Annotated in this window: 17 protein-coding genes and 11 pseudogenes; 7 read left to right on the forward strand and 21 right to left on the reverse strand. The window is 58.3% G+C overall.

Features of this window, described 5'->3' with window-relative positions; genetic code table 11:
- Positions 1-52: 52 nt before the first annotated feature.
- From EIO60_RS04615 to EIO60_RS04660, 10 genes and pseudogenes are all read right to left on the reverse strand, one after another.
- Positions 53-865 (reverse strand): annotated as a pseudogene (locus tag EIO60_RS04615) (class I SAM-dependent methyltransferase).
- A gap of 50 nt (positions 866-915) precedes the next feature.
- A pseudogene (locus EIO60_RS04620) lies at positions 916-1,286 on the reverse strand (YbjO family protein).
- 126 nt (positions 1,287-1,412) lie between these two features.
- The gene (gene potI, locus EIO60_RS04625) at positions 1,413-2,255 is read right to left on the reverse strand and encodes a putrescine ABC transporter permease PotI (RefSeq protein WP_258576025.1); all 843 of its coding nucleotides are present in this window, start codon (positions 2,253-2,255) and stop codon (positions 1,413-1,415) included.
- The gene (gene potH / locus EIO60_RS04630; RefSeq protein WP_258576026.1) at positions 2,252-3,214 is read right to left on the reverse strand and encodes a putrescine ABC transporter permease PotH; all 963 of its coding nucleotides are present in this window, start codon (positions 3,212-3,214) and stop codon (positions 2,252-2,254) included. Before potH ends, potI begins: the two co-directional genes overlap by 4 nt.
- Positions 3,215-3,223: 9 nt before the next feature.
- Positions 3,224-4,357 (reverse strand): putrescine ABC transporter ATP-binding subunit PotG, encoded by a 1,134-nt coding sequence (gene potG / locus EIO60_RS04635; RefSeq protein WP_258576027.1) that lies wholly within the window; start codon positions 4,355-4,357, stop codon positions 3,224-3,226.
- A 115-nt stretch (positions 4,358-4,472) separates the two neighbouring features.
- Complete coding sequence (potF, locus tag EIO60_RS04640) at positions 4,473-5,579, reverse strand: spermidine/putrescine ABC transporter substrate-binding protein PotF (protein ID WP_258576028.1); 1,107 nt, start codon at positions 5,577-5,579, stop codon at positions 4,473-4,475.
- A 384-nt stretch (positions 5,580-5,963) separates the two neighbouring features.
- Positions 5,964-6,362, reverse strand: a pseudogene (locus tag EIO60_RS04645) (type III secretion system chaperone family protein).
- Positions 6,363-6,449: 87 nt separating this feature from the next.
- A complete protein-coding gene (gene rimK / locus EIO60_RS04650) occupies positions 6,450-7,352 on the reverse strand; it encodes a 30S ribosomal protein S6--L-glutamate ligase (RefSeq protein WP_258576068.1) in 903 nt (300 codons plus the stop codon).
- A gap of 17 nt (positions 7,353-7,369) precedes the next feature.
- Positions 7,370-8,092 (reverse strand): oxygen-insensitive NADPH nitroreductase, encoded by a 723-nt coding sequence (nfsA, locus tag EIO60_RS04655; RefSeq protein WP_258576029.1) that lies wholly within the window; start codon positions 8,090-8,092, stop codon positions 7,370-7,372.
- A complete protein-coding gene (locus EIO60_RS04660) occupies positions 8,092-8,250 on the reverse strand; it encodes a DUF1418 family protein (protein ID WP_258576030.1) in 159 nt (52 codons plus the stop codon). Before EIO60_RS04660 ends, nfsA begins: the two co-directional genes overlap by 1 nt.
- 197 nt (positions 8,251-8,447) lie before the next feature.
- Here EIO60_RS04660 and EIO60_RS04665 point away from each other — a divergent pair, with 197 nt between their 5' ends.
- Positions 8,448-8,711: a GrxA family glutaredoxin gene (locus tag EIO60_RS04665; protein ID WP_258576031.1), complete on the forward strand. Its 264-nt coding sequence runs from the start codon at positions 8,448-8,450 to the stop codon at positions 8,709-8,711.
- A gap of 49 nt (positions 8,712-8,760) precedes the next feature.
- On the opposite strand, the gene ybjM is transcribed toward EIO60_RS04665, so the two are convergent.
- The gene (gene ybjM / locus EIO60_RS04670) at positions 8,761-9,099 is read right to left on the reverse strand and encodes an inner membrane protein YbjM (RefSeq protein ID WP_258576032.1); all 339 of its coding nucleotides are present in this window, start codon (positions 9,097-9,099) and stop codon (positions 8,761-8,763) included.
- A gap of 248 nt (positions 9,100-9,347) precedes the next feature.
- On the opposite strand from ybjM, the gene EIO60_RS04675 reads away from it, so the two are divergent.
- Both EIO60_RS04675 and ybjG read left to right on the forward strand, forming a co-directional pair.
- Entirely contained in the window at positions 9,348-11,036 is a 1,689-nt protein-coding gene (locus EIO60_RS04675; protein ID WP_258576033.1) for an aspartate:alanine antiporter, read from the forward strand.
- Between the two features lie 313 nt (positions 11,037-11,349).
- Positions 11,350-11,961, forward strand: coding sequence for an undecaprenyl-diphosphate phosphatase (gene ybjG, locus EIO60_RS04680; RefSeq protein WP_258576034.1), 612 nt, complete (start codon positions 11,350-11,352; stop codon positions 11,959-11,961).
- Between the two features lie 197 nt (positions 11,962-12,158).
- Here the strand turns inward: ybjG and EIO60_RS04685 are convergent.
- Positions 12,159-13,354 (reverse strand): annotated as a pseudogene (locus EIO60_RS04685) (serine hydrolase).
- Between the two features lie 266 nt (positions 13,355-13,620).
- Between EIO60_RS04685 and EIO60_RS04690 the strand changes: the two are divergent.
- Positions 13,621-14,043: pseudogene (locus EIO60_RS04690) on the forward strand (HAD family hydrolase).
- Here the strand turns inward: EIO60_RS04690 and EIO60_RS04695 are convergent.
- From EIO60_RS04695 to EIO60_RS04705, 3 genes and pseudogenes are all read right to left on the reverse strand, one after another.
- Positions 14,044-15,156 (reverse strand): annotated as a pseudogene (locus EIO60_RS04695) (PQQ-dependent sugar dehydrogenase).
- Positions 15,157-15,263: 107 nt separating this feature from the next.
- Positions 15,264-15,512, reverse strand: a complete 249-nt coding sequence (locus EIO60_RS04700) for a DUF3313 family protein (protein ID WP_258576035.1) — start codon at positions 15,510-15,512, stop codon at positions 15,264-15,266.
- A gap of 128 nt (positions 15,513-15,640) precedes the next feature.
- Positions 15,641-16,276, reverse strand: coding sequence for a carbonic anhydrase (locus tag EIO60_RS04705; RefSeq protein ID WP_258576069.1), 636 nt, complete (start codon positions 16,274-16,276; stop codon positions 15,641-15,643).
- 418 nt (positions 16,277-16,694) lie between these two features.
- On the opposite strand from EIO60_RS04705, the pseudogene EIO60_RS04710 reads away from it, so the two are divergent.
- Positions 16,695-17,454: pseudogene (locus EIO60_RS04710) on the forward strand (radical SAM protein); the annotation flags it as partial.
- A 13-nt stretch (positions 17,455-17,467) separates the two neighbouring features.
- Here EIO60_RS04710 and EIO60_RS04715 read toward each other — a convergent pair.
- The 3 genes and pseudogenes from EIO60_RS04715 to EIO60_RS04725 all read right to left on the reverse strand — a co-directional run.
- Entirely contained in the window at positions 17,468-17,854 is a 387-nt protein-coding gene (locus EIO60_RS04715; protein WP_258576036.1) for a DUF4385 family protein, read from the reverse strand.
- Positions 17,851-18,745: pseudogene (gene gsiD / locus EIO60_RS04720) on the reverse strand (glutathione ABC transporter permease GsiD). Before gsiD ends, EIO60_RS04715 begins: the two are co-directional and overlap by 4 nt.
- A 9-nt stretch (positions 18,746-18,754) precedes the next feature.
- A pseudogene (locus EIO60_RS04725) lies at positions 18,755-19,293 on the reverse strand (ABC transporter permease subunit); the annotation flags it as partial.
- An 11-nt stretch (positions 19,294-19,304) separates the two neighbouring features.
- Between EIO60_RS04725 and EIO60_RS04730 the strand changes: the two are divergent.
- Positions 19,305-19,679: pseudogene (locus EIO60_RS04730) on the forward strand (molybdopterin molybdotransferase MoeA); the annotation flags it as partial.
- Positions 19,680-20,344 (forward strand): annotated as a pseudogene (locus EIO60_RS04735) (ThiF family adenylyltransferase).
- Positions 20,345-20,500: 156 nt separating this feature from the next.
- Here EIO60_RS04735 and EIO60_RS04740 read toward each other — a convergent pair.
- From EIO60_RS04740 to EIO60_RS04750, 3 genes are all read right to left on the reverse strand, one after another.
- Positions 20,501-22,123: an ABC-F family ATPase gene (locus EIO60_RS04740; protein WP_258576037.1), complete on the reverse strand. Its 1,623-nt coding sequence runs from the start codon at positions 22,121-22,123 to the stop codon at positions 20,501-20,503.
- A gap of 176 nt (positions 22,124-22,299) precedes the next feature.
- Complete coding sequence (locus tag EIO60_RS04745) at positions 22,300-22,701, reverse strand: H-NS family histone-like protein (RefSeq protein WP_258576038.1); 402 nt, start codon at positions 22,699-22,701, stop codon at positions 22,300-22,302.
- A gap of 429 nt (positions 22,702-23,130) precedes the next feature.
- The gene (locus EIO60_RS04750) at positions 23,131-24,615 is read right to left on the reverse strand and encodes a sugar porter family MFS transporter (RefSeq protein WP_258576039.1); all 1,485 of its coding nucleotides are present in this window, start codon (positions 24,613-24,615) and stop codon (positions 23,131-23,133) included.
- Between the last annotated feature and the right edge of the window lie 291 nt (positions 24,616-24,906).

A 24,906-nucleotide genomic window follows, 5' to 3' on the forward strand; every position in this document is an offset into this window, starting at 1 on the left:
GGGCCAGCGGACAAGAGTCTGACCGGTTTTGCATCGTCCCTGATTCAGGCCGTCAGGACGCTGGCCCGCCCGATTTCTCCCGCCGTGTCAGCAAGCAGAGTACCTCGAAGTGCACGGTATGGGGAAAAATATCGAACAGCTGCACGCGCGTGACGCAATAGTCCGCCAGACGTGCGATATCCTGCGCCATGCTTTCCTGATTGCAGCTGGAATAGATAGCGCGGTGGCGACCTGCGGATTGGTCTGGAAGAAATTTTGCGGCCGGATCCAGAGCGGCACCTGATTGAAGCTCTCCGCCAGCGACTGCGCCGGCGTCAGCGCGATCTCCTCCTCCCCTTCCAGAATCAGCCATATGCACCGGCTGAATATTTGCGGAGATGACCTGAAGCTGCGGCAATTACTGCTGCAGCCACGGCAGCGCGGCGCGCAGCTGAGCCAGCTTCTCTCTGGAGCGCAGCATCATGCCGCCCTGGCTGTTTTCGGTCAGCAGCAGAAACTTCAGCTCGCCGCGCCTGCGCGCCAAGTTATAGGGCGTTAGGCCCGCGCGGGCGATGAAGGGTTTCAGCATGGCAAATACCGGCGCGAAGCTGGCGGGATAGAGCGGACAGGCGGTGAGATCCACCGCCGTGCCGTCGCGCTGTACCATGCCCAGCACCGGACGCTCCACGCTGCCGCTGACCACCATCTTCGCTTTGTTGCGGAACGCCTGCTGCACCGAGGTGACCGGCGGCAGCCACTGCGCGACCGGCTGCTGCGCCAGCAGTGCTTCCAGCCGCGTCTGCTTGTCGCGGAGCTGTTGCGAATAGGATTTTTCCAGCCACTGGCATGAACGGCAGAGGTCGGCGTTATAGAGCGCGCATTGCATCGGGTAAGGCCTGTGTTAATCGTGGGAAGGTCGGGCGGAGCGCGATTGTATCACCGCTTGCGGAAAAATACGCGGCTGCCGGCCGGCACAAACAGCAGTCCCAGCACCAGCAGATCGGGCAGCTTTTGCATCAGCGTATGGTGAATGATTTGCGCATTGTTCGCGCCGCTGGTGCTGAAAATCTCCGGGTAGACGGCGCCGGTCGAGGCCAGCAGCATATAGAGCAGCACGATAAGCTGCGTCGCCGCAAAGCCCCAGCTCCCCGAGTTGCTGCCGCGCAGCAGCAGAAAGGCGCAGAGCAGCTCATAGAAAAAATAAGCTGGCTGGCGATAAAGATAAGCTTAGAATCCCAGGCCTGCGCGCTGCGATGAACGAAGTTCAGGATCACCTCAACGCCCAGCTCGTTCGCCAGCATCAGCACGCTCAGGCAGCGCGTGGCGATAATGGCGATGCCCGCGACCGTAACCGGTACGGGCGCGCGCGCGGGCGCGAGAGAGAAAATTGTTGTTCTTCAGGGCTTCCGACATTGGCAGGCTCCGTCACCACGCTAACGTCTGGCTTTCTGAATATCGCGAATACGCTGCTTTTCCTCATGGGCCATCCAGCGCCAGGCGATAAAGCCCACCAGCCCGACGATAAAGAGGATCAGCGAGGCCAGCGCGTTGATCTCCGGATTGACGCCGCGGCGCACGGTAGCGAAAATCGCCATCGGCAAGGTGGTGGCGCCCGGTCCGGTGACGAAGCTGGCGATCACCAGGTCATCCAGCGACAGAGTAAAGGCGAGCAGCCAGCCGGTTACGATCGCTGGCGCGATCATCGGCACGGTAATCACGAAAAAGACCTTCAGCGGCGTCGCGCCGAGGTCCATCGCCGCCTCTTCTATCGAGCGATCCAGCTCGCGCAGGCGCGAGTTGATCACCACCGCCACATAGGCGGTACAGAAGGTGACATGCGCCAGCCAGATGGTGAGCATGCCGCGATCGCTCGGCCAGCCGAAGGCATTGCCCATGGCGACGAACAGCAGCAGCAGCGACAGGCCGGTAATCACGTCGGGCATCACCAGCGGCGCCGTCAGCATAAAGGCGAAGCCGGTATGACCGCGAAACCGGCCGAAGCGCACCACAACTAACGCCGCCAGCGTCCCCAGCACCACCGCTATGGTGGAGCTGAGCGCGGCGATGGTCAGGCTGAGCACCACCGCGTTGAGCATGGCCTCGTCCTGAAACAGGACGCGATACCAGTGGAAAGAGAAGCTCTCCCATACCGTGACCAGCTGCGAGCTGTTAAAGGAGTAGACCACCAGCAGCAGCATCGGCGCATAGAGAAACAGGAAGCCGCCGGCCAGAATCGCGGTACGCCACGGCGAGCGGATCGCAGGAAGCTGATTCATGCTTTTTCTCCCATTTCACGGTTTTGGTGCTTGTGGAACCAGACAATCGGCAAAATCAAAATCAGCAGGATAATCACCGCCAGCGCTGAGGCGACCGGCCAGTCGCGGTTGTTGAAGAATTCCTGCCACAGAATGCGGCCGATCATAATGCTGTCCGGTCCGCCCAGCAGTTCCGGAATGACGTACTCGCCCACCGCCGGAATAAACACTAGCATCGAGGCGGCGATAATGCCGCCTTTGGTCAGCGGCACAATCACGCTGAAAAAGGTTTTCAGCGGCCTGGCGCCGAGGTCGAGTGAGGCTTCCACCAGCGAATAGTCGATGCGCGTCAGCGCGGTATAGATCGGCAGCACCATAAAGGGCAGATAGCAGTAAACTATGCCGATATAGACCGCTATATTGGTGTAGAGGATCACCAGCGGATGGTCGATCACCCCCAGCCACAGCAGAAAGCGGTTCAGAATGCCGTTGTTGTTCAGCAGCCCCATCCAGGCGTAGACGCGCACCAGAAACGAGGTCCACGACGGCAGGATCACCAGCAGCAGCAGGATGGTGCGCATCGACGGCTTGCTGTGCGCCACCGCCCAGGCGAGCGGATAGCCCACCAGCAGGCAGAACAGGGTCGAAATCGCCGCCGCCTTCAGCGACTGCAGATAGGCGTCCACATAGAGCGAATCGTCAGTCAGCGTCAGGTAGTTGCCGAGGTTGAGCACGATATTGAGGTGGTCGTCAGCCCAGCTAATCAGCTCGGTATAGGGCGGAATGGCGCGCGCGATATCGGCGAAGCTGATCTTCAACATCATCAAAAACGGCAGCAGGAAGAAGAGCACCAGCCAGAGATAGGGCAGCGCGATCGCCAGCTTGCGGCCGTGGCGCATTTTCATGCGCGTCGCCCAGCGCTGCAGCAGCGTCCCAGCCAGCGTGCCGGGCGGTTTGCCTGAGTGAGAAAGTTGACTCATTGCGCCTCCTTAAGCCGTTAACACAACGCAGCTGTCGACATCCCAGCAGATACGCACTTCGTCGCCCCAGGTCGGCTGTCCCTTGCGGAAACGGTGGGCGTTCTGCAGCTGAGCGCTGATCATCTGCCCGCTTTTCAGCCGCACGTGATAGATCGAGAGGTCGCCGAGGTAGGCGATATGCACCACCTCGCCGACGGCGAAGTTGTAGCCGTCCGCCGGCACCTCTTCGCACAGCATCACCTTTTCAGGCCGCAGCGCGACGTGCACCGGCACGTTGTCCAGCACCGAGATATCGGAATCGACCTTCAGCGGATGCACCAGCCCGGGACTGTCGATCACCAGGCCATCTTCCTGGCGCTCACGCAGCATGCCGCTGAAAACGTTGACCGAGCCGATAAATTCGGCGCTGTAGACGGTGGTCGGATGCTCGTAGATCTCCTCCGGCTCGCCAATCTGAACGAATTTGCCGCGGTTCATAATGGCGATGCGTCCCGCCATGGCCATCGCCTCTTCCTGATCATGAGTCACCATCACGCAGGTAGCGCCAACGCGCTCAAGAATATCCACCACTTCCAGCTGCATGCGATCGCGCAGCTTTTTGTCCAGCGCGCCCATCGGCTCGTCGAGAAGCAGCAGCTTGGGCCGCTTCGCCAGGCTACGCGTCAGCGCCACGCGCTGACGCTGACCGCCGGAGAGCTGATGCGGCTTGCGCTTCGCAAACTCCTGCATATGCACCAGCGCCAACATCTCCGCGACGCGAGCCGCGATTTCGCCCTTCGGCAGCCGGTCCTGTTTGAGGCCGAAGGCGATGTTCTGCTCGACCGTCATATGGGGAAACAGCGCGTATGACTGAAACATCATATTGACCGGGCGCTGGTAGGGCGGCACGTGGGAGAGATCCTGCCCGTCCAGCACGATCTGGCCGCTGGTCGGCGGCTCGAAGCCCGCCAGCATGCGCAGCAGCGTCGACTTACCGCAGCCGGAGGCACCGAGCAGCGCAAAAATCTCGCCTTTATAGATGGTCAGGCTGACGTCGTCGACGGCGTGCTGCCCGTCAAACGATTTGATCAGGTTGCGGATCTCCAGCAAGGGCGTGAGCGCCTTTACGGTTTTAGGTTGAGGACGGGGGATCGCGTCGTTCACTAACAGTTCACTCCGGTTGACACGGAACGGCTAAGCCAGCCGCAAAAAGAGAAAACAGAGGCCAGCGCAGCGCCTCTGTTCCAGGTTGTAAGCTTGCCTCTACGCAATCAGCCGCTTATTTGCCGCTTTCCACTCGCGTCCAGGCGCGGGTGCGCGCGCGATCCAGTTTCGGATCCTGCACCTTGAGCACAAAGAGCTTCGACATCGCCTCCGGCGTCGGGAAGATGCCCGGGCTGTTGCGAATGTCGGCGTTGATCAGCGGCAGTGACGCCTTGTTACCGTTAGCGTAGGACATCTTATTGGAAACGTCGGCAATGACTTTCGGATCCATGATGTAGTTCAGCCATTGATAGGCGGCGTCGAGGTTTTTCGCGTCTTTCGGGATCGCCATCATGTCAAAAAAGGCGAGCGCGCCCTCTTTCGGCACGCTGTAGGCGAGGTGCTCGCCGTTTTTCGCCTGATTGGCACGGTTTTTCGCCTGCAGGATATCGCCGGACCAGCCGATGGCGACGCAGGTATTGCCGTTCGCCAGATCGTTAATGTACTGCGACGAGTGGAAATAGCGGATGCTGGGACGCAGCTTCAGCAGCAGACCGGTGGCTGCGCCGGTGTAGTCTTTGGCGTCAGCGCTGTTGGAATCTTTGCCGAGATAGTTCAGCACGGTAGCGAAGATCTCTTCCGGCGCGTCAAGGAAGGAGACGCCGCAGCTTTTCAGCTTCTCAAGATTTTCCGGCTTCAGCACTAGATCCCAGCTGTTGACCGGCGCGTCGGCGCCCAGCGTCGCCTTCACCTTCTCGACGTTGTAGCCGATGCCGGTGGTGCCCCACAGATAGGGAATAGCGTATTTATTGTCGGGATCGTGCTGTTCGACCTTCTGCATTAGCTCAGGATCGAGGTTCTTGTAGTTCGCCAGCTTGCTCTTGTCGAGCGGCTGGAATACGCCGGACTGCAGCTGGCGCGCCAGGAAGCTGGAAGATGGCACCACCACGTCGTAGCCGGTACTGCCCGCCATCAACTTGCCTTCCAGCACTTCGTTGGAATCAAAGACGTCGTAGACCACCTTCACGCCGGTCTGTTTTTCAAAGTTTGGCACGGTATCGGCAGAGATATAATCTGACCAGTTATAGACATGCAGCGTTTTATCTTCCGCCATCGAGCCTGCAGAGGCGGCCATCAACACACCAGCAATCGCCCCTAACAACCATTTTTTCTGATTAGACATCTTTTTTATTTCCTCCTGAGCGGCTCATCTCAATCTGGCCAGACCGGGCTCCCGGTGCAGCAAGCGGGGTATAAATTCACCGATATTATGAATCAATATTCACTGAGAGTTTAATAGCAAAAACTGATACCTGCGCTGCGAATGCGCGCCTGATACAGCTCCGCAAGAATAGCGGCAGTGCCCTTTCTCTACCAGACCCCAGCTTAAAAAACGCCTTTTAGCGATATGTTATGCATGTTTGTGCTATTTGGTCTGGCAGGATTGGCATAAACCACGAGAAATATCTGGCAGCAGCGGGCGAAAAGCAGAATAAAAAATGGCGGGGATAAAACAGAAACTGCCGTATAAAGCGGCAGTTAAAACAGGGCATGCGAGGCGGCCGCGTCAGTGCAGCAGCGAATGGCTGAAGCTGGCGAGCGGACGCTCCTCCTCTTCTTCGCCCATCATCAGCAGATTATTGGCGAAGGCTTCCATGATCACCATGGAGAGCTGCTCTTCGCTCTGCTTCATAAAGGCGGCGAACTGACCGAAAGTCAGCCCGGCGCTGGTGCCGAGCGACTGACAGACGATCAGCGGGATCAGCGCCGTCGGCTTCACCTCCGCCAGCGCGGAGAAAGAGAATAACGTTGTCGACCAGATCGATTTTGGCGTCAAACACCCCATCGAAGTTTTGCATATGCGGCAGATGGAGTGCCTGACAGGCATCACATTCGAACAAGTGATATTTTGCTGATCCAGCCAGCGACGTAACAGGTGGATATCCGGAACGACAAGAGAATTTATCGTAGTGTCCCAAGGAGTGAAGAAATAGGCGACCAAGCTTACGGAAAAAATGGCGTGGACGCTACGAAAACCGCTGAAAAGCGCGCCTCAGCCGCCGGTTTTAAGACTGAAACCGGGCAAGGTATGACGTTCAATCCGGCGGATCATCATGGCGGTGATGTCGATGCCGGTCGCGGTTTCGATGCCTTCCAGCCCAGGAGAGGCGTTGACCTCCATCACTAGCGACCCGCGACGGGCGCGCAGGATATCGACGCCCGCCACTTCCAGCCCGAGCGTGGCAGCCGCTTTCACTGCGATCGCCCGCTCCTGCGGCATGATCGCCACCGGGCGGGCGCTGCCGCCGCGGTGCAGGTTCGAGCGAAAGTCGCCCTCTTTGGCCGTGCGCTCGATGGCCGCCACCACTTCGTCGCCGATCACCAGACAGCGCACGTCGCGCCCCTGCGCCTCCTGGATAAACTCCTGCACCAGAATATGGGCATTCAGGCCGCGAAAGGCGTCGATCACGCTCTCCGCCGCCTGCCGCGTCTCCGCCAGCAACACGCCGATGCCCTGAGTGCCCTCCATCAGCTTCACCACCAGCGGCGTGCCGCCCACCATGGCGATCAAATCCTGAGTGTCGTCCGGCGACGAGGCGAAGCCGGTCACCGGCATATCAATCCCCTGGCGCGCCAGCAGCTGCAGCGAGCGCAGCTTATAGCGGGCGCGGGTAATGGCGACCGATTCGTTGAGCGAATAGCTGCCACACATTTCGAACTGGTGCAGCACCGTGGTGCCGTAAAAAGTGGTCGCAGAGCCGATGTGCGGAATCACCGCGTCGAAGTGGCCGAGCGCTTCGCCGCGGTAGTGTACCGCCGGCGACGCCGGGTTGATGTTCATGTAGCAGGAGAGCGGAGCAATGACCTGAATCTCATGTCCGTGCAGCGCAGCTGCCTCACGCAAGCGCCGGCAGGAGTAAAGTTCGCCGTCGCGCGACAGGATGGCAATTTTCATCATCGATCCTTGCGGGTTTAGCGTGTCGCCCAGCCCTGCTGATGCAGGTAGTCGAGCATAAAGGGACGTGTCTCTTTGATAATCAAACGCCGGATCAGCTCGCTCCAAGTTTCGCTCCGCTGGTTGCTGTCGCGCTGCTCATAGTAGATCGCCGTGCGGCTGTCGTAGTCGGCCAGCACCTGCTGATCGACCGGCTGATAGCTGTTTTCATGCACCAGCATCGCCTGCGGCAGGCGCGGCTTGACATCCGGCACCGCATCCGGGTAGCCGATGCAGAAGCCAAACAGCGGCAGCACGAACTTCGGCAGGCCGAGCAGATCGGTGACCTGAGCGATGCTGTTGCGGATGCCGCCGATAAAGACGCCGCCGAGGCCGAGCGATTCAGCGGCGACCATGGCATTTTGCGCCATTAGCGCGGTATCGACGCAGCCCAGCAGCAGCTGTTCCGCGCGTCCCAGCTGCGCATTGGGGCAGATTTGCAGATGGCGGTTGAAGTCGGCGCAGAATACCCAGAACTCGGCGGCGTCCGCCACCCACTGCTGACCGCCGGTCAAGGTCACCAGCTGCTGACGCAGCGTGGGATCGGTGACGCGAATAATCGAGGAGCACTGCAGAAAGCTGGAGGTGGACGCCGATTGCGCCGCGGCGATGATCGCTTCGCGCTGTTCCGCGCTAATCGCCTGGTCCGTAAAGGCGCGAATGGAGCGGTGGCTGCACAATAAATCGATAGTTGGTGTCATTAGGGTCTCCGGCGAGTGTCAGTTTTTTTAGCGGTGCGATCCAACAGCTGCGGCGCCATGGCCTGGGCGGTACGACACATCAACAGCCAGGCGGCGGGCAGCATAAGCAGAATGCCGATCAGCAGCAGCGCTTTCGGTAAACGCGTCACATTTTGCATCGGCTTTCTCCTGCTTCGCACCGGGTTCAGGTTGTCAATTATGGTCAAGCTTCACAGACTTTCATAGACGAGGCGCATCAGACTAACAGGCATTTTCTGCTTTTCTTAAGCGCTTTGAGCGGGCATCATGTTGACCATTCACCCTGGCCTTTTGTGACGCGAGTCACATTAAAGGTGTCTGAATTAAGGAGCGTTTCATGGTTACCGTTATTTTTGGTCGTCCAGGCTGCCCCTACTGCGTGCGGGCAAAAGAGCTGGCCGACAAGCTCAGCGCTGAGCGTGACGACTTCACCTATCAGTATATCAATATCCAGGCGGAAGGCATCACCAAAGCGGATCTGGAGAAAAGCGCGGGCAAACCGGTGAGCACCGTGCCGCAGATTTTCGTTGATGAGCAGCATATCGGCGGCTACACCGATTTTGTCGCTTGGACGCAGGCTAACCTCGGCGCAGGCGCCTGAGTCTTACTGACGCTGACAAACGGGCCGCAACGGCCCGTTTTTTTTGCGCTCAGCGCCAGATGATGCGCAGCAGCAGCGCCCCGCTTCCCGCCCAGAACAGTGCGCTCAGGCTCCACGCTGACAGCATGGTTAGGCTTGTGCGCGCCAGCAGCGCGCCGTTGGGCAGCAGCGTGCCCCACAGCGCCATCAGCAGCGTGCTCTTTAACAGACTTTCCGCATGCAGCAGCGCCATCACCGCGCCGGGCAGCAGAAACAGCAGCAGCTCCGGCTGGCCGCTCCGCGTCGCCAGCCAGCCAGCCAGCCAGAAACGCTGCGCATAAATAAACACCAGACTGTAAAGCGCGACGCCTAACATCGCACTCATCCAGCGCAAGGAACGCTGTGGCATATCACCCCACTTATCGAAAATCATTATAATGACAACAACCTGCCGGGATCTGGTGGAAATAAAATGAAACAGGCCATCGGCTGGAGAAAAGTTTCCGCACGTGGCTGAAGGTGACTTTTATGATTAGAATATGCGTCGTCTGCAACCTAGCCTTTTCCAGCGGAAAAAGGCAGGCAGTGTGCGGCCTGCAATAGATTGCGAAAAAAAGCTTTTCATCAACAGTTTACACGTAAATAAGAAGTTAAACAGTGAATATAAACGTCGCAAATTTGTTAAGCGGAAATGATGTTCTGTTATTATTTGTCGTTCTGGCGCTCGGGCTGTGCCTAGGTAAATTGCGCCTGGGTTCGGTGCAGTTAGGAAATTCCATTGGCGTGTTAGTTGTTTCTTTATTACTCGGACAGCAACATTTTGCGATTAATACCAATGCCCTCAGCCTGGGCTTTATGCTGTTTATTTTTTGCGTCGGCGTAGAGGCGGGGCCTAACTTTTTTTCTATTTTCTTTCGCGACGGCAAAAACTATTTCATGCTGGCGACCGTGATGGTGGTCAGCGCCCTGCTGCTGGCGCTCGGCTTTGGCAAGCTTTTCGGCTGGGATATCGGCCAGACGGCAGGCATGCTGGCGGGCTCCATGACCTCGACGCCGGTGCTGGTAGGCGCAGGCGACACGCTGCGACAAAGCATGAGCGATGGCGGGCAGCTGGCGCTGATGCAGGATCACCTCAGCCTCGGCTATGCGTTTACCTACCTGATTGGCCTGGTGAGCCTGATCTTCGGCGCGCGCTACCTGCCACGCCTGCAGCATCAGGATCTGCCCACCAGCGCACAGCAGATCGCGCGCGAGCGCGGCCTCAACGCCGACAGCCAGCGTAAAGTCTTTCTGCCGGTGATCCGCGCCTATCGCGTCGGCCCGGAGCTAGTGGCGTGGAGCGGCGGCAAAAACCTGCGCGAGCTGGGGATCTATCGCCAGACCGGCTGCTATATCGAACGCATCCGCCGCAACGGCATTCTCGCCAGCCCCGACGGCGACGCGGTGCTGCAACCTGGCGACGATATCTCGCTGGTAGGCTACCCTGACGCCCACGCGCGCCTCGACGCCAGCTTCCGCAACGGCAAAGAGGTCTTTGACCGCGACCTGCTCGATATGCGCATCGTGACGGAAGAGATCGTTGTGAAAAACCATAACGCGGTGAACAAGCGCCTCAGCAAGCTCAACCTGACGGATCACGGCTGTTTTCTTAACCGCGTGATCCGCAGCCAGATTGAGATGCCGATCGACGACAGCATTATGCTGCACAAGGGCGATATCCTGCAGGTGAGCGGCGAGGCGAAGCGCGTAAAAAACGTGGCGGACCGCATCGGCTTTATCGCCATCCACCGCCAGGGAACCGATCTGCTGGCGTTTTGCGCCTTTTTTATCGTCGGCCTGATGATCGGCCTGATCACCTTCCAGTTCAGCAACTTCAGCTTCGGCATCGGCAACGCCGCCGGGCTCTTATTCGCCGGCATTATGCTGGGCTTCCTGCGCGCTAACCATCCGACCTTCGGCTATATCCCGCAGGGCGCGTTGACCATGGTGAAAGAGTTCGGCCTGATGGTGTTTATGGCGGGCGTCGGCCTGAGCGCCGGCAGCGGCATCAGTCACGGCATGGGCAACGAGGGCGTGCTGATGCTGCTGTGCGGCCTGCTGGTGAGCCTATTGCCGGTAGTGATTTGCTATCTGTTCGGCGCCTATGTGCTGCGCATGAACCGCGCGCTGCTGTTCGGCGCCATTATGGGCGCCCGCACCTGCGCGCCGGCGATGGAGATTATCTGCGATACCGCGCGCAGCAATATCCCGGCGCTGGGCTACGCGGGCACCTACGCTATCGCCAACGTGCTGCTGACGCTGGCGGGTACGCTGATCGTGATTATCTGGCCGATTTTGCCTCTATAAGATTTTTTTGCTGCAGTCCAGAACTTTTTTGTTAAGGCTCAGCACTGAATAGGTGCCACTGCTTTTCTTTGAAATCCCCAAATTAAGGAGCCCGCCAGTTTTATACTGACGGGCTTTTTTATGTCTGCTATTTGCCCTTTCCCATGCACGCCGCACGGATGACGGGAGATCATCAAACTTAAACCGTTCTGCAACCTGCATGTCATTTAGGAGCGGGCGCTATATACGCCGCTGGCCTGCGCCGCCAGGATACCCTTTGCTTTTGACATTTTGTGCGCCGCGCAGGCGCACCCGATGAGGACTGTTTACCCCGATGGAAGCGTTAAACCACTCACTGTTTCTCCTGATCAACGCCACTCCGGCCTCGCCCACCTGGCTGCTGGCGCTGGCGCTGGCGACCTTTATCGCCAAAGCTCTTATCGCTATCGTGCCGCTGCTGATTGTCGCGCTCTGGCTGTGGGGACCGCGCGACCGGGTCGCCTCCCAGCGCGTGCTGGTGCTGAAAACCGGCATGGCGCTGATTTACGCGCTGGCCATCTCCTGGTGTATTGGCCAGCTGCTGCCGCATCCCCGCCCCTTCGCGATCGGGCTGGGCTATCAGTTTCTGCATCACGCGCCGGACGACTCCTATCCCAGCTACCACGGCACCACCATTTTCACCTTCGCGCTGGCCTTTCTGTTCTGGCATCGACGCTGGTCGGGCGTGATCCTGCTGGCGGTCGGCTGCGCCATCGCTTGGTCACGCGCCTATCTCGGCGTACACTGGCCGATGGATATGCTGGGCGGATTTCTGGTGGGGCTGCTCGGCTGTCTGGCGTCGCACCTCGCCTGGCAGAGCTACGGCGCGCGCATGCTGGCGACGGTTCATGAACTCTATCGCGCGCTGTTCGCGCTGCCGATACGCAAGGGCTGGATTCAGGATTAAGCAAGCGTGCAGCGCGCTGGCCGTAATGCGGATAGCACTGACAGGCAACCCCATAGTCTGAAAGCGGATGGCATAAGCAGAGGAGCAAAGCGTCCCGCGACAGGGATGTCGCGGGCCGAGCGCGCAGGGATGCCTTGAGCGACTTTGCGATCGGCCCATGCCATCCGCGTCTGCTCAGCGCTAACAGCGCGCTCGTTTTAACTAAACCACTTACCGAACAGCGAGTGGACCTGCATCAGCACGAAATCGACGATGCGGCTGAAGAAATTGCCCTCCGGCACCTCCTCCATCACCACCAGCGGACGCTGCTCAATGGTTTTGCCGTCCAGCAGTAAATCGATGGTGCCCACCACCTGATTTTTCTTCAGCGGCGCTTCCAGCTGCGGCGTGGTCAGGGTGTAGCTCGCCTTCAGGTTCTTCATCTGCCCTTTCGGCACCGTCAGCACTGTCAGCACCGCATCTTTCTCGACGCCTAGATTGACCTCTTTGCGATCGCCAAACCAGACGCGCTGTTGGGCGAACGGCTTGTCCGCCTTGATCGGCGTGACGGTTTCAAAGAAGCGGAAGCCCTAGGTAAGCAGCTTTTCGCTCTCGCGGAAGCGCGCGGCGTCGGTGGCGGTGCCGAGCACCACGGAGATCAACCGCATATAGTTTTCGGAGGCGGAGGCGACCAGGTTGTTGCCGGCGCCTGAGGTATGGCCGGTTTTAATAACGTCCACCTGCAGGTTGGTGCTCCAGAGCAGCCGGTTGCGGTTCATCTGGCGAATATGGTTGAAAGTGAACTCTTTCTCTTTGTTCAGCGCATACTCGTCGGGCACGTCGCGGATCAGCGCCATATCGCGCGCGGTGCTGTACTGCCCCTCGGCATCCAGCCCGTGCACCGTCATAAAGTGGGTATTTTTCAGCCCGAATGCCTTCACGTAGTTGTTCTCAGGCCGATAAAGGCGTCCTGGCTGCCGGCGACATAGTCCGCCAGTACGATACAGGCGTCGTTGCCAGACTGGATCATGATGCCTTTATTCAGCTCAGAGACCGGAATGCGATCGCCGGGCTTGAGAAACATTAGCGAGGAGCCCTTCAGCTTTGGATTGCCCGTCACCCAGGCGTCCTGGCCCACTGTCACCATATCGTCGCGTTTGATTTTGCCCAACTTAAGCGTCTGGCCGACCATGTAGCTGGTCATCATTTTGGTCAGGCTGGCGGGATCGAGCCGATCGTCCGCGTTGCCCTCCGCCAGCACCTTGCCGCTGGCGTAATCCATTAAAATCCAGGCTTTGGCTTCGACCTGCGGCGGGGCAGGCGCGTCTATGGCAAGGGCCACGGGGGCGAGAAAAAGCAGTAAGGAAGCGGCGGCGGCCTGCCGCAGGCGGCGAGAAGTGTGAATAGTCGTCATGTACGCTGGCATTCCATGTTAAATCGCGGTTTTAGGGCAGAACTCCCAAAGTGAAACGCTAACCCCTGACGCGACTAAAAAAAACCGCTCAACCGTAAAGTTATCTAGAGTTTGGTAGAGTAACCTTGGCATGCGCCAAGCGCACCAGCCAGTGTCGCCCCTGTGGCGCGCACAGAAAAGCCGGTGAAATTCCGATTTTTCGCAGAACGGTTAAGAGCGTCACAAAATTCTGCCAGGCTGTTGGGAGTCAACTGAAGAGATCCACCATGGACTTAGCCGTGTTTGACCTGGACGAAACCGTCATCTGTGAGGACAGTACCGCCCTGTAGCTGCGTTGGCTGGTTTCACAGGGGTTTGCGCGTGAAAGTTTGCTGGCCGAAGAGCAGGCGCTGATGGCGCGCTATTACGCGGGCACGCTGGCGATCGGCGTCGAAGTGGTTAACGACCGCTACAGCGGCCTGACCTACGGAACCATGACCTATAAAGAGGGCAATAATGTGACGCGGCTGACCGACTGGCGCGCGCTGTAGCTTAAGAGCCTGTTTCACTACACCTGGGCCTACAGCGATTCTGTGCACGACCTGCCTCTGCTGACGTAGGCCGATCATGCGCTGGTGATCAATCCCGACGCGCTGCTACACCAGGAGGCGCTGAATCGCGGTTGGGAAGTCTGTCGCTGGGCGCGCTGATTAGCCGCAAGAGGCGCTAGCGTCCTGCGCAAGGCCCACTTTCAGCAGCTTGCCGTTGTTGTCGTCGTTCAGCACATAGAGATAGCCGTCCGGTCCCTGGCGCACGTTGCGATCCGTCAGCAGGCGCTACGCCTCCACCACCTTGTCACCATTGACGCTGAGGCGGATCAGGTTCTTCTCTTTAAGCGCGCCGATAAACAGTGATTTTTTCCACTGCGGGAAGCGGGCACTGTTGTAAAACGCTATGCCTCTCAACGCCGGCGAGTTTTTCTAGTAGAAGACCGGCTGTTCCATTCCCTCTGCGTGGCTGCCCTTTGATTCCGGCACGTTGCTGCCGTTGTAGTCAATGCCCCGGGTCGCCAGCGGCCAGCCGTAGTTTTTGCCCTTTTGCGGCATATTCACCTCATCGCCGCCGCGCGGGCCATGCTCGCTCTCCCACATCTGCTGCGTCCAGGGGTTAAAGGCCAGTCCCTGCGGGTTGCGCAGGCCGTAGGCCCAGATTTCCGGACGCGCGCCGCTGTGGCTGACAAAGGGATTGTCCTTCGGCACGCTGCCGTCCTGATTGAGACGCAGGATTTTGTCGGTGAGCTTATCGAGATCCTGTGCGCTGCCGCTGTGGAAGTTGTCGCCGAACACGATATAGAGATAGCCGTCGAAGGCGAGGCGCGTGCCGAGGTTATTACCCGCCGAGAGCTGCGGCGTCTGGCGCACCACCGTTTTAAAGCCGGTCAGGCGGCGATTATCCTCGCTGAACTAGCCGTAGCCGATTACCGCGCCCAGCTGGCCGCTGCTGTTTTCCTCGGTATAGCTCAGCCACACTCGCCGGCTCTGGGCAAAGTCCGGCGCCAGCACCACATCGAGTAGACCCGCCTGACGGCGCACCCCCGCCTGCGGCACCCCCTCAATCGGCTGCGATAGGCTGCTGTCGGGCCGCCAGCTGCGCAGCTGGCCGCTGCGCTCGGTGATCAGCAGCGTCTGATTGTCCGGCAAAAACGCCACCGACCAGGGGTGGTTGAGTTTGTCCTGTAAAACCTGCACTTGCACCTCCGCCGCCAGCGAGGGGAGAGTAGTGAGCGCGCCGCCGAGTAATAGCGCAGCAGTAAATAGGGTCATGATGTGCTCCAGTCGCGAGGGGATGAATTTAAGGGTACCAGCGTGACACGATAATGTTCAGACTTTACAAAAGATTAAGTATGGCTTCCCTGCCATGATAAGCCTGCTCAGGGGGTGCTGAGATGCACCGCGTCGCTGAACGTATCGTCAATCGCGCTTTTTACGTCGCCATAGGTAATGGGCGTGCTGCTATTGTTCAGCGGTTTGCCGAACGCCTTACGCACCACCTTGATCATCGGCTTGCCGGTCTGAGCGTCGCGCACCTCGATTTCCAGAAACAGCGCGCTGTTTTGCGTGCAATAGCCGGTTGCCGCCATGGTGCTGGCGATCAGCGTGCGCAGCCCGGGCTGGGTCACCAGCTGTTTGCGCTCGGCAATCGCCGCTTTCAGTCGCGTATCGGTATAAATAGCGTAGTTAATTTGTCGAGAGCGCGCCGGGAGAAAGCGAAGAAAAACGCCCGCTGCGGGAGCAGCGGGCGGGAGAATTACTCGAAGCAGGTGTCCGGGTTATCGGAGAGGGAGATAAAGCTTTCGCCGCCTTCGGTCAGCGCGATGATTTTGCCCGACTCGATATAGTACACCCAGCCGTGCAGGCGCACCTTGCCTTTACGCAGCGCCAGCGCCACGGAAGGATGGGTCTTGATATTATTCAGCTGGGCGATAACGTTCTCTTTCACCATTTCGTTCAGCTTGGCTTCCGGCGTCTCATAGTCACGCTCTTCCACCACGGTTTTCGCCGCATCGGCATAGTGGAGCCAGTGATCGACCGCTGGCATGTTGTCCATGCACTGACAGGAAGCGATGGCGTTCATCGCACCGCAGTCGGAGTGGCCGCAGATGATGATTTCACTTACGCCCAGCCCCATAACTGCATACTCGATGGTGGCCGACACGCCGCCCGGCTCCGGACCGAACGGCGGCACGATATTGCCCGCGTTGCGGATCACGAACAGCTGGCCTGGCTCCTGCTGGGTCACCAGTTCAGGGACTAAACGGCTGTCAGAACAGGAGATAAACAGCGCCTTTGGATTTTGATTCGACGCCAGGCTTTTGAAAAGATCCTTCCTTTCAGGAAATACATTCTGTTGAAAGTTCAGAAATCCTTTAACGATCTCTTTCATTGTTCCGCTCACACATTATCCACTTCGTCGACTGCGGCGATGCGCACGCAGCTGCCTTTTTATCTGCTTATTATTGAATTCACAGCAAATTTGAATACCGAATTTAAGCATCGGCCCGCGCTAAACTTAACCCTATAAAATTTGTTGACGCAGGCGACGGTAGTTGAGGGGAAATTTTCGCGGGGATATCCAGAGGTTAGCCGTTAAATATTCGTCCGTGACGTTTGCAGTTATTTACCTTTCCCGCCGGGCGCACTGCCCCTTAATTCATTAACAAATACAGGGATATTGGCGTTTATGCCGCCCGATAAGCGCGGCCGCTCATCGCCAGAATTACCCCCATAGATAACGCTACAATTTTCGCCGCAACACAGGTAGAATCGCGCGCCATCGCTGTGCTGAACCTGAAAACAGAGCCATGTCTAATACAACAACAACACTGCCGCCGCGCGTGGGCTTTATCTCGCTTGGCTGTCCTAAAAACCTGGTCGATTCGGAGCGCATCCTGACCGAACTGCGCACAGAAGGCTACGACGTGGTGCCCCGGGCTATGACGATGCGGAAATTGTTATCGTAACACCTGCGGCTTTATCGACAGCGCGGTGCAGGAGTCGCTGGAGACGATCGGCGAGGCGCTGAACGAAAACGGCAAGGTTATCGTGACCGGCTGTCTCGGCGCGAAAGTGGATCTGATCCGCGAAGTGCATCCCAAAGTGCTTGAGATCACCAGCCCACACAGCTATGAACAGGTGCTGTCGCATGTGCACACCTATGTGCCAAAGCCGCAGCACAATCCCTTTTTAAGCCTAGTACCGAAACAGGGCGTCAAGCTGACGCCGCGCCACTACGCCTACCTGAAGATTTCCGAAGGCTGCAACCATCGCTGCACCTTCTGCATCATTCCCTCAATGCGCGGCGATCTCGACAGCCGCACCATCGGCGAGGTGCTGGACGAGGCGAGACGTCTGGTGGCAGCGGGCGTGAAAGAGCTGCTGGTGATCTCGCAGGACACCTCCGCCTACGGCGTCGACATTAAACACCGCACCGGCTTCTGGAACGGCCAGCCGGTGAAAACCAGCATGGTGGGCCAGTGCGAACAGCTGGCGAAGCTCGGCGTCTGGGTGCGCCTGTACTATGTCAACCCTTACCCGCACGTGGACGACGTCATTCCGCTGATGGAGGCACGCGCGTCTAACCATAGCGCTTCTGGTGCGCCTGCTTGCGCGCCAGATAGTCCTCATCTTCGCGCAAGCGATCCCAGTAGCCTTTAAAAATGGCCGCCGCAGCGGCCTTTTCTTCATCGAAGCCGCGCGGCAGCTCATTGCCGTCGGCGTCGTACTTGCGCCCGCCCTTATTGTTGCTATAGCGGCGCGCGCGATAGCCCTCAAACAGCTCCATCAGCTCCGCCGCTGACGCCTTTGCGATCGGCACGGTGCGAAAGCGCCAGTGCGGCAGAATCTCGCTTTTATAAGGCTCCACCATCAGCACACCCTGCTCGCCGCGCCCGACCGGATACAACTCCGGATGTTGGCGAAAGTCGATGGTTTTAAAGTCTTGCTCGTAGTCAAATTTTTTCATGTCTTGAGTTTAGGATCGAGCGCGTCGCCAAGCAAATTAAATGCTAAAACCGTGAGGAAAATAGCCAGGCTGGGAAAAATCGCCACGTGCGACGCCAGCACCATATCGGCACGCGCCTCGTTGAGCATTGCGCCCCACTCCGGCGTCGGCGGCTACGCGCCAAGGCCAAGAAACGATAGGCTGGCGGCGGTGATAATCGAGGTGCCGATTCGCATGGTGAAGTAGACCACGATGGACGACACCGTGCCGGGCCAGGATATGGCGCAGCAGAATGGTGGCGTCCGAGGCGCCTATGCTGCGCGCCGACTCGATATAGGTCTGATGCTTCAGCATCAGCGTGTTGCCGCGCACCAGGCGGGCAAAAGCGGGAATGCTGAAAATCGCCACCGCGACGATCACATTGCTCATGCCGCTGCCCATGATCGCCGCCACGGCGATCGCCAGCAAAATGCCGGGAAGCGCGAACAGCACGTCGCAGATGCACATGGTGATGCGATCCCAGGCGCCCTCGTAGTAGCCCGCCAGCAGGCCGAACAGCGTGCCGATGGCCGCGCCGATCGCCACGGAGAAGAAGCCAGCAATCAGCGAGATGCGCGTGCCCACCAGCACGCGGGAGAAAATATCGCGTCCCAGAGAGTCGACGCCAAACCAGTGCATCAGCGACGGCCCCTGATTAAGCCGGTCATAGTCAAAATAGTTCTCCGCGTCGAACGGCGCGATAAGCGGGGCGATAAAGGCCAGCACGATCAGCAGCAGGACAAACAGCCCCGCCGCCATCGCCACCGGCTGACGGCGAAAGCGCCGCCAGAACTCGCGCCAGGGAGTGCGCACCCGATGTTCCCTGTTCAGCGGCAGGCTTTTCAGCACCGCTTCGCGTCGCCAGTTTTTCATTGCGACTCCTTACTTGTAGCGAATGGCGGGATTAATTGCCGCATAAAGCAGATCGACAATCAGGTTAATCAGGATAAACTCCAGCGAAAATAGCAGCACCTCGGCCTAGATCACCGGGTAGTCGCGCATCTCCACCGAGTCCACCAGCAGGCGGCCCAGTCCCGGCCAGTTGAACACCACCTCCACCACAATCGAGCCGCCGAGCAGAAGGCCGAACTGCAGGCCCATAATGGTAACCACCGGGATCATTGAGTTGCGCAGGCCGTGCTTGTGACTACCACCAGCGATTCGCGCACCCCTTTGGCGCGCGCGGTGCGCATATAGTCCTCTTGCATCACCTCCACGAAGGCCGAGCGGATAAAGCACGCCATTACCGCCGCCACCGCGGCGCCCAGCGTAATAGAGGGGAGAATATAGTGCTGCCAGCTGTCGGCGCCGACGGTGAGCAGCCAGCCCAGCTCGACGAAGAACACCTGCATCAGCAGCATGCCGAGCGCGAAAGCGGGAAAGGAGATGCCTGAGACGGCCAGCGTCGTGCCCAGGCGATCCTCCTTCTGGAAGGCTGGGCATCAAGCCCGGCAAGCCCTTCGCCTTCGGCTGCCTCGCCAACGGCTGGTTCTACGGCCTTCCGGGTAACCCGGTATCGGCTGCGGTCACCTTCAATCAGCTGGTACAGCCGCTGCCGCCGCGCCTGCGCGCGCGCGCTGCCTCGTGGCTGAAGAAATCCCCGGGCCGCCTCGACTTTCAGTATGGCGTGATGCGCTGCGGCGCCGACGGCGAGCTGAAGGTGCACAGCACCGGCCACCAGGGTTCGCACGTCTTCAGCTCCTTCGCCGCCGCCAACTGCTTTATCGTGCTGGAGCGCGAGCGCGGCGCGGTCGAGCCGGGTGAATGGGGCGAGGTTGAGCCTTTTAACGCGCTGCTGGAGGGATAGATGCTGCCCGAACTCAGCGATAAAGAGATGCTGCGCTACAACCGACAGATCGTGCTGCGCGGCTTTGACTTCGACGGCCAGTAAAAGCTCAAGGCGAGCCGCGCGCTGATCGTCGGTCTCGGCGGGCTGGGCTGGACTGCGGCGCCCTATCTGGGGGCGACAGGCGTCGGCACTATGACGCCGATATCGGCCGCGACGAGGTGGCGTCGGCAGCGGAGAGCCTGGCCGCCATCAACCCCCATACGCAGATTGACGTCGTTGACGGCCAGCTCGAGGAGCATGCGCTTGAGGCGCTGATCGCCGGGCAGCAGGTCGTGCTCGACTGTACCGACAACGTGCAGACGCGCGAGCAGCTGAACCGGCTCTGCCGCGCGCGGCGCGTGCCGCTGGTCTCAGGCACGGCGATCCGCATGGAGGGCCAGCTTAGCGTCTTTACCTGGCAGTCGGGCGCGCCCTGCTACCGCTGCATCAGCCGCCTGTTCGGCGAACAGACGCTGAGCTGCGTGGAGGCGGGCGTGATGGCACCGCTGGTGGGCGTGATTAGTGCGATGGAGGCGATCAAGGTGCTGACGGCGTTTGGCACGCTCACCGCCGCCAGGCTGCTGATGTATGACACCCTGAGCGCAGAGTTTCGCAGCGTGAAAGTGGCGCAGGATGCGCACTGAGAGGTGTGCGGCTCGGCTTCTGACGCCTACCGCTGAGCGGCGGACGGCAGGCTGGTGCCTGAAAGCAAAACGTACCGCGCCAGAAATGGCGCAGGACGTTTTAGTTTGAGGGGCTGAACGCAGCGGCGTTCGCCCTCTGCATGCCCTGGCTGGAGATCAGGCGATCTGTGCAGACGCGACGGCACCGCTTGCGCGACTCCGCCTGCGTAGGTAGTCTTCGTAGTTGCCGGTAAAGTCGATTACGCGGTCCTCTTTGATCTCCAGCATGCGCGTCGCCAGCGAGCTGACGAACTCGCGGTCGTGCGAGACGAAAATCAGCGTGCCTTCATACATCTCCAGCGCCATGTTCAGCGATTCGATGGATTCCATATCGAGGTGGTTGGTAGGTTCGTCCATGATCAAAATGTTGGGCTTCTGCATCATCAGCTTGCCAAACAGCATGCGTCCTTTCTCACCGCCAGAGAGCACCTTCGCCGGCTTTTTGATGTCGTCCTGGCTGAACAGCAGACGTCCCAGGATGCTGCGCACCGCCTGCTCGTCGTCGCCCTCCTGCTTCCACTGGCTCATCCAGTCGAAAACGGTCAGGTGGTCGGAAAAGTCGGCGGCGTGATCCTGCGCGTAATAGCCAATGCGCGCATTCTCCGACCATTTCACTGTGCCGCTGTCCGGCGCAAGGTCGCCGACCAGCGTTTTCAGCAGCGTGGTTTTACCGATACCGTTAGCGCCCAGCACCGCAAGCTTCTCACCCACTTCCAGCAGAAGGTTGAGTTTTTTAAACAGTGGGCCGTTATCGAAGCCTTTTGTTAACGCCTCTACTTCGAGTGCATTACGAAACAGTTTTTTGTCTTGCTCAAAACGAATAAAGGGATTCTGGCGACTGGAGGCTTTTACCTCGTCCAGCTTAATTTTATCAATTTGTTTCGCGCGCGAGGTGGCCTGACGCGATTTAGAGGCGTTGGCGCTAAAGCGGCTGACAAATGACTGCAGCTCGGCAATCTGCGCTTTTTTCTTGGCGTTGTCCGATAATAAACGCTCACGTGCCTGGGTGGCTGCCGTCATATACTCGTCATAGTTGCCGGGATAAACGCGCAGTTCGCCGTAATCGAGATCCGCCATGTGGGTGCAGACCATATTGAGGAAGTGACGGTCGTGCGAAATGATGATCATGGTGCTGTCGCGTTCATTCAACACCTGCTCCAGCCAGCGAATGGTGTCAATATCCAGGTTGTTGGTGGGTTCATCCAGTAACAAAATATCAGGATTGGAAAATAAGGCCTGCGCCAGCAGCACGCGTAATTTCCAGCCTGGCGCAATTTCACTCATCGGGCCATAATGCTGTTGAATGGGAATGCCCACGCCGAGTAATAACTCGCCGGCGCGCGACTCGGCGCTGTAGCCGTCCATATCGCTATATTGCACTTCGAGGTCCGCGACTTTATAGCCTTCCTCTTCGCTCATCTCCAACAGCGCATATATGCGGTCGCGTTCCTGCTTTACCGCCCACAATTCATGGTGCCCCATGATGACGGTATCCAGCACGCTATATTGTTCAAAGGCAAACTGGTCCTGCCGTAACTTGCCGATGCGCTCGTTGGGATCGTAAGAGACATTACCGCCGATCGGCGCCAAATCGCCGCCGAGGATTTTCATAAAGGTGGATTTACCGCTGCCGTTTGCACCGATTAAACCGTAACGATTACCCCCGCCGAATTTTACGGAGATATTTTCGAACAGTGGCTTGCTGCCAAACTGCATGGTGATATTGCTGCTTACTAACACGGCATTAACCTTTCATGGATGAGTGAAGAAAAAACGGCGGCCATTATGCCAGACATCGCCCTGCGCATGCCAGCGCCAGGCGTGCGCTGTGCGGCAACCAGCTGGCGGCGGGGGAAAAATAAAAAAGCCGGTGGCTTAATCAGCCACCGGCTACCACTTTGCAAGGATAGGATAAATTAGGCGATCAGGAAATCGTCTAGGTTTTTGCCTGCGTCCAGCGCCTTTTTAATCGCGGCTGGGGTACGGCCCTGGCCGGTCCAAGATTTTTCTTCGCCGTTCTCATCGGTATAGAAATACTTAGCCGGACGCGGCGCGCGCTTGGCGCGTTTTTTACCGGTTTCCAGCGCGCCGAGTAATTCATTTGGATCGATGCCGTCAGCCAGCAGCATTTCGCGATATTTAGAGAGTTTTTCTTCTTTTTCGCGGTTCTGCGCTTCTTCAGCCTCAACTTCTTCACGACGTTCAGTTACAACGACGGTTAATTTTTCCAGGATCTCTTCCAGGTCAGTTAATGGCAGCTCACGTGCCTGAGCACGTAATGTGCGAATGTTGTTCAGAACTTTAAATGCGTCACTCATTACGAATGTCCTTGACTAATGGGGTTAATAAATAAAACTGTAGCGACAAGATTACCCAATTCAAATAAAAAAATAAATTAATTTTCGACGCCAGAAAATTCTGAAGTCGGCGCGTTAAATTTTTCTCGGCTAAAATCCAGCAGAGAGGAATGTGCTATTAACGTCTAATTAACACCGGCACGCAGGATGGGCATCACAGGGTGAAATCGTTTTCATTGACAGCCGGTGAGTTTAATCCTCAACGCCGCCGTGAAGAAACCTGAGAAATAATCAGGGGAAAAACATCGGCTTTTGTAAACATCTTTTCCGTCGGACAGGCACGCGGCCGCGTTAAGGCTAGGTGGGCAGCGGCAAAAAAGAGAGAACAGGCGGCAAACGGATAAAAAAAGCCGGTATCATTGCCGGCTTTACTAAAATTGTAACGATGCATTATGAAGCTTTATTTACTGGACGCCCCAGCGGTTCGTTGATTCGCTCCTCTTTGCTCGCCAGTTTTTCATGCAGATAGTGTTCAATCTGTTCAAGGCTGCGGTTGCGGGTTTCGGGTACGCACTTGATAACAAATATCGCGCCGACAATACCCACCAGCGCAAAGATAAAGAAGGCGCCCACCAGGCCGACGCTGGCCAGCAGAACTGGAAACATCAGGGAAATAAGAAAATTGGCGATCCACATGGCAAAGACGGCGCCGCCCATAAATATGCCGCGTAGGCGCGTCGGAAATATTTCCGACAGCAGCAGCCAAGTGACCGGCGACAGGGCGCCCTGCTGGAAACTTAAAAACATTAGCATGCCGAGCAGCACCATATAGCTGCGCAGCATGTCCGGCTCGCCGTTCAGGGTTTCAGGCATAAAGAAGGTCACCGCGTCGATAAATACCAGGCAGGCGGTGCAACCGAACTGGCCGAGCATGGTCATGGTGCGGCGGCCGATTTTACCCAGCAGCCAGATGCCGACGAAGGTCATCAGCACGGAGATCGCGCCATTGGCAATAGTGGCGAACAGGGACGCGCTGTCGTCCATGCCGACTGTCTTCAGCATGGTCGGCGCGTAATACATAATGGTATTGACGCCGGTCAGCTGCTGGATCACCGCAATGCCCATGCCGATTAGAAACAGCTTGAACAACCAAGGCTTACGAAGCTCGCGCAGGCTCGGCCGCTGTTGCTGCTCCTCCGACAGCGTCTCCTCTATCTCCGTCAGCTCCCACTCGACGTCCTGGCGCGCGCGGGTGCGCTCCAGCACGCGCCTCGCCTCCGCCAGCCGCCCTTTCATGGCGTACCAGCGCGGCGTATCTGGCATAAACAGCATGCCGAAAAAGAGCAGCACCGCTGGCAGCGTGGCAACCGCCAGCATCCAGCGCCAGGTGGTTTCACCACCCCACACGGCGTTAAAACCGGCGTTAGAGATATAGGCGAGCATCTGCCCGGAGACGATCATCAGCTCCTGCAGCGTCACCAGCTGGCCGCGTCGGTTGGCAGGCGCGATCTCAGCGATATAGACCGGCACGGTCGCCGCCGCGCCGCCGACAGCGACGCCCAGCACTAGACGGAAGAAAATCATCCCTTCCACGTCGGGCGCCATGGCAGTGCCCAGCGCGCCGATGGCGAAGATAATGGCCAGCACCAGAATAATTTTTTTCCGTCCGGCCGCCGCAGCGAAATGGCCGGAGGCGAGCGCGCCGAAGGCGGCGCCGAACAGCAGGCTGCTGGTCACCAGGCCGGTGGTTAACGGGGTCAGATTGAGTTCCGGGCCCATAAACAGCAGCGCGCCTGAAATTACGCCGGTGTCGTAGCCAAACAGCAGGCCGCCCAGCGTAGCGACTACGGCGATAACTTTGACGAAGGGTTCGGTGCGCGTATTGCTGTTGGGCCCCGAGGCTTTATTCAGCGTCAGGTAAGGTTCTCTGGACATGTAATCTCCCGATGATAACAAGTGTCACAAAGAAAATAGATTATTTTTATCGTGCAAATAAAATATGAAATTTTAGTTTTGCGCGCTGAGTCATATGTTCCGCCTGAATTTGTCTGGCAGATCACATTCAGGGGCGACAAGGCTTTACCTGACGACAAAAACAGGCGTTCAGGCCGAACAGGCGGCTGCGAGGAGGAAATATTTATCTCATTGCGTTCAGCGAGGCGCAGAAGGAAACAGCGGGCGGAAAGGCATTAGCGGACTGCGGCGTGCGCCGCAGTCCGTAAGGCG

The organism is Candidatus Pantoea persica (assembly GCF_013753875.1).
GTDB classification, from domain to species: Bacteria; Pseudomonadota; Gammaproteobacteria; order Enterobacterales; family Enterobacteriaceae; genus Pantoea; species Pantoea persica.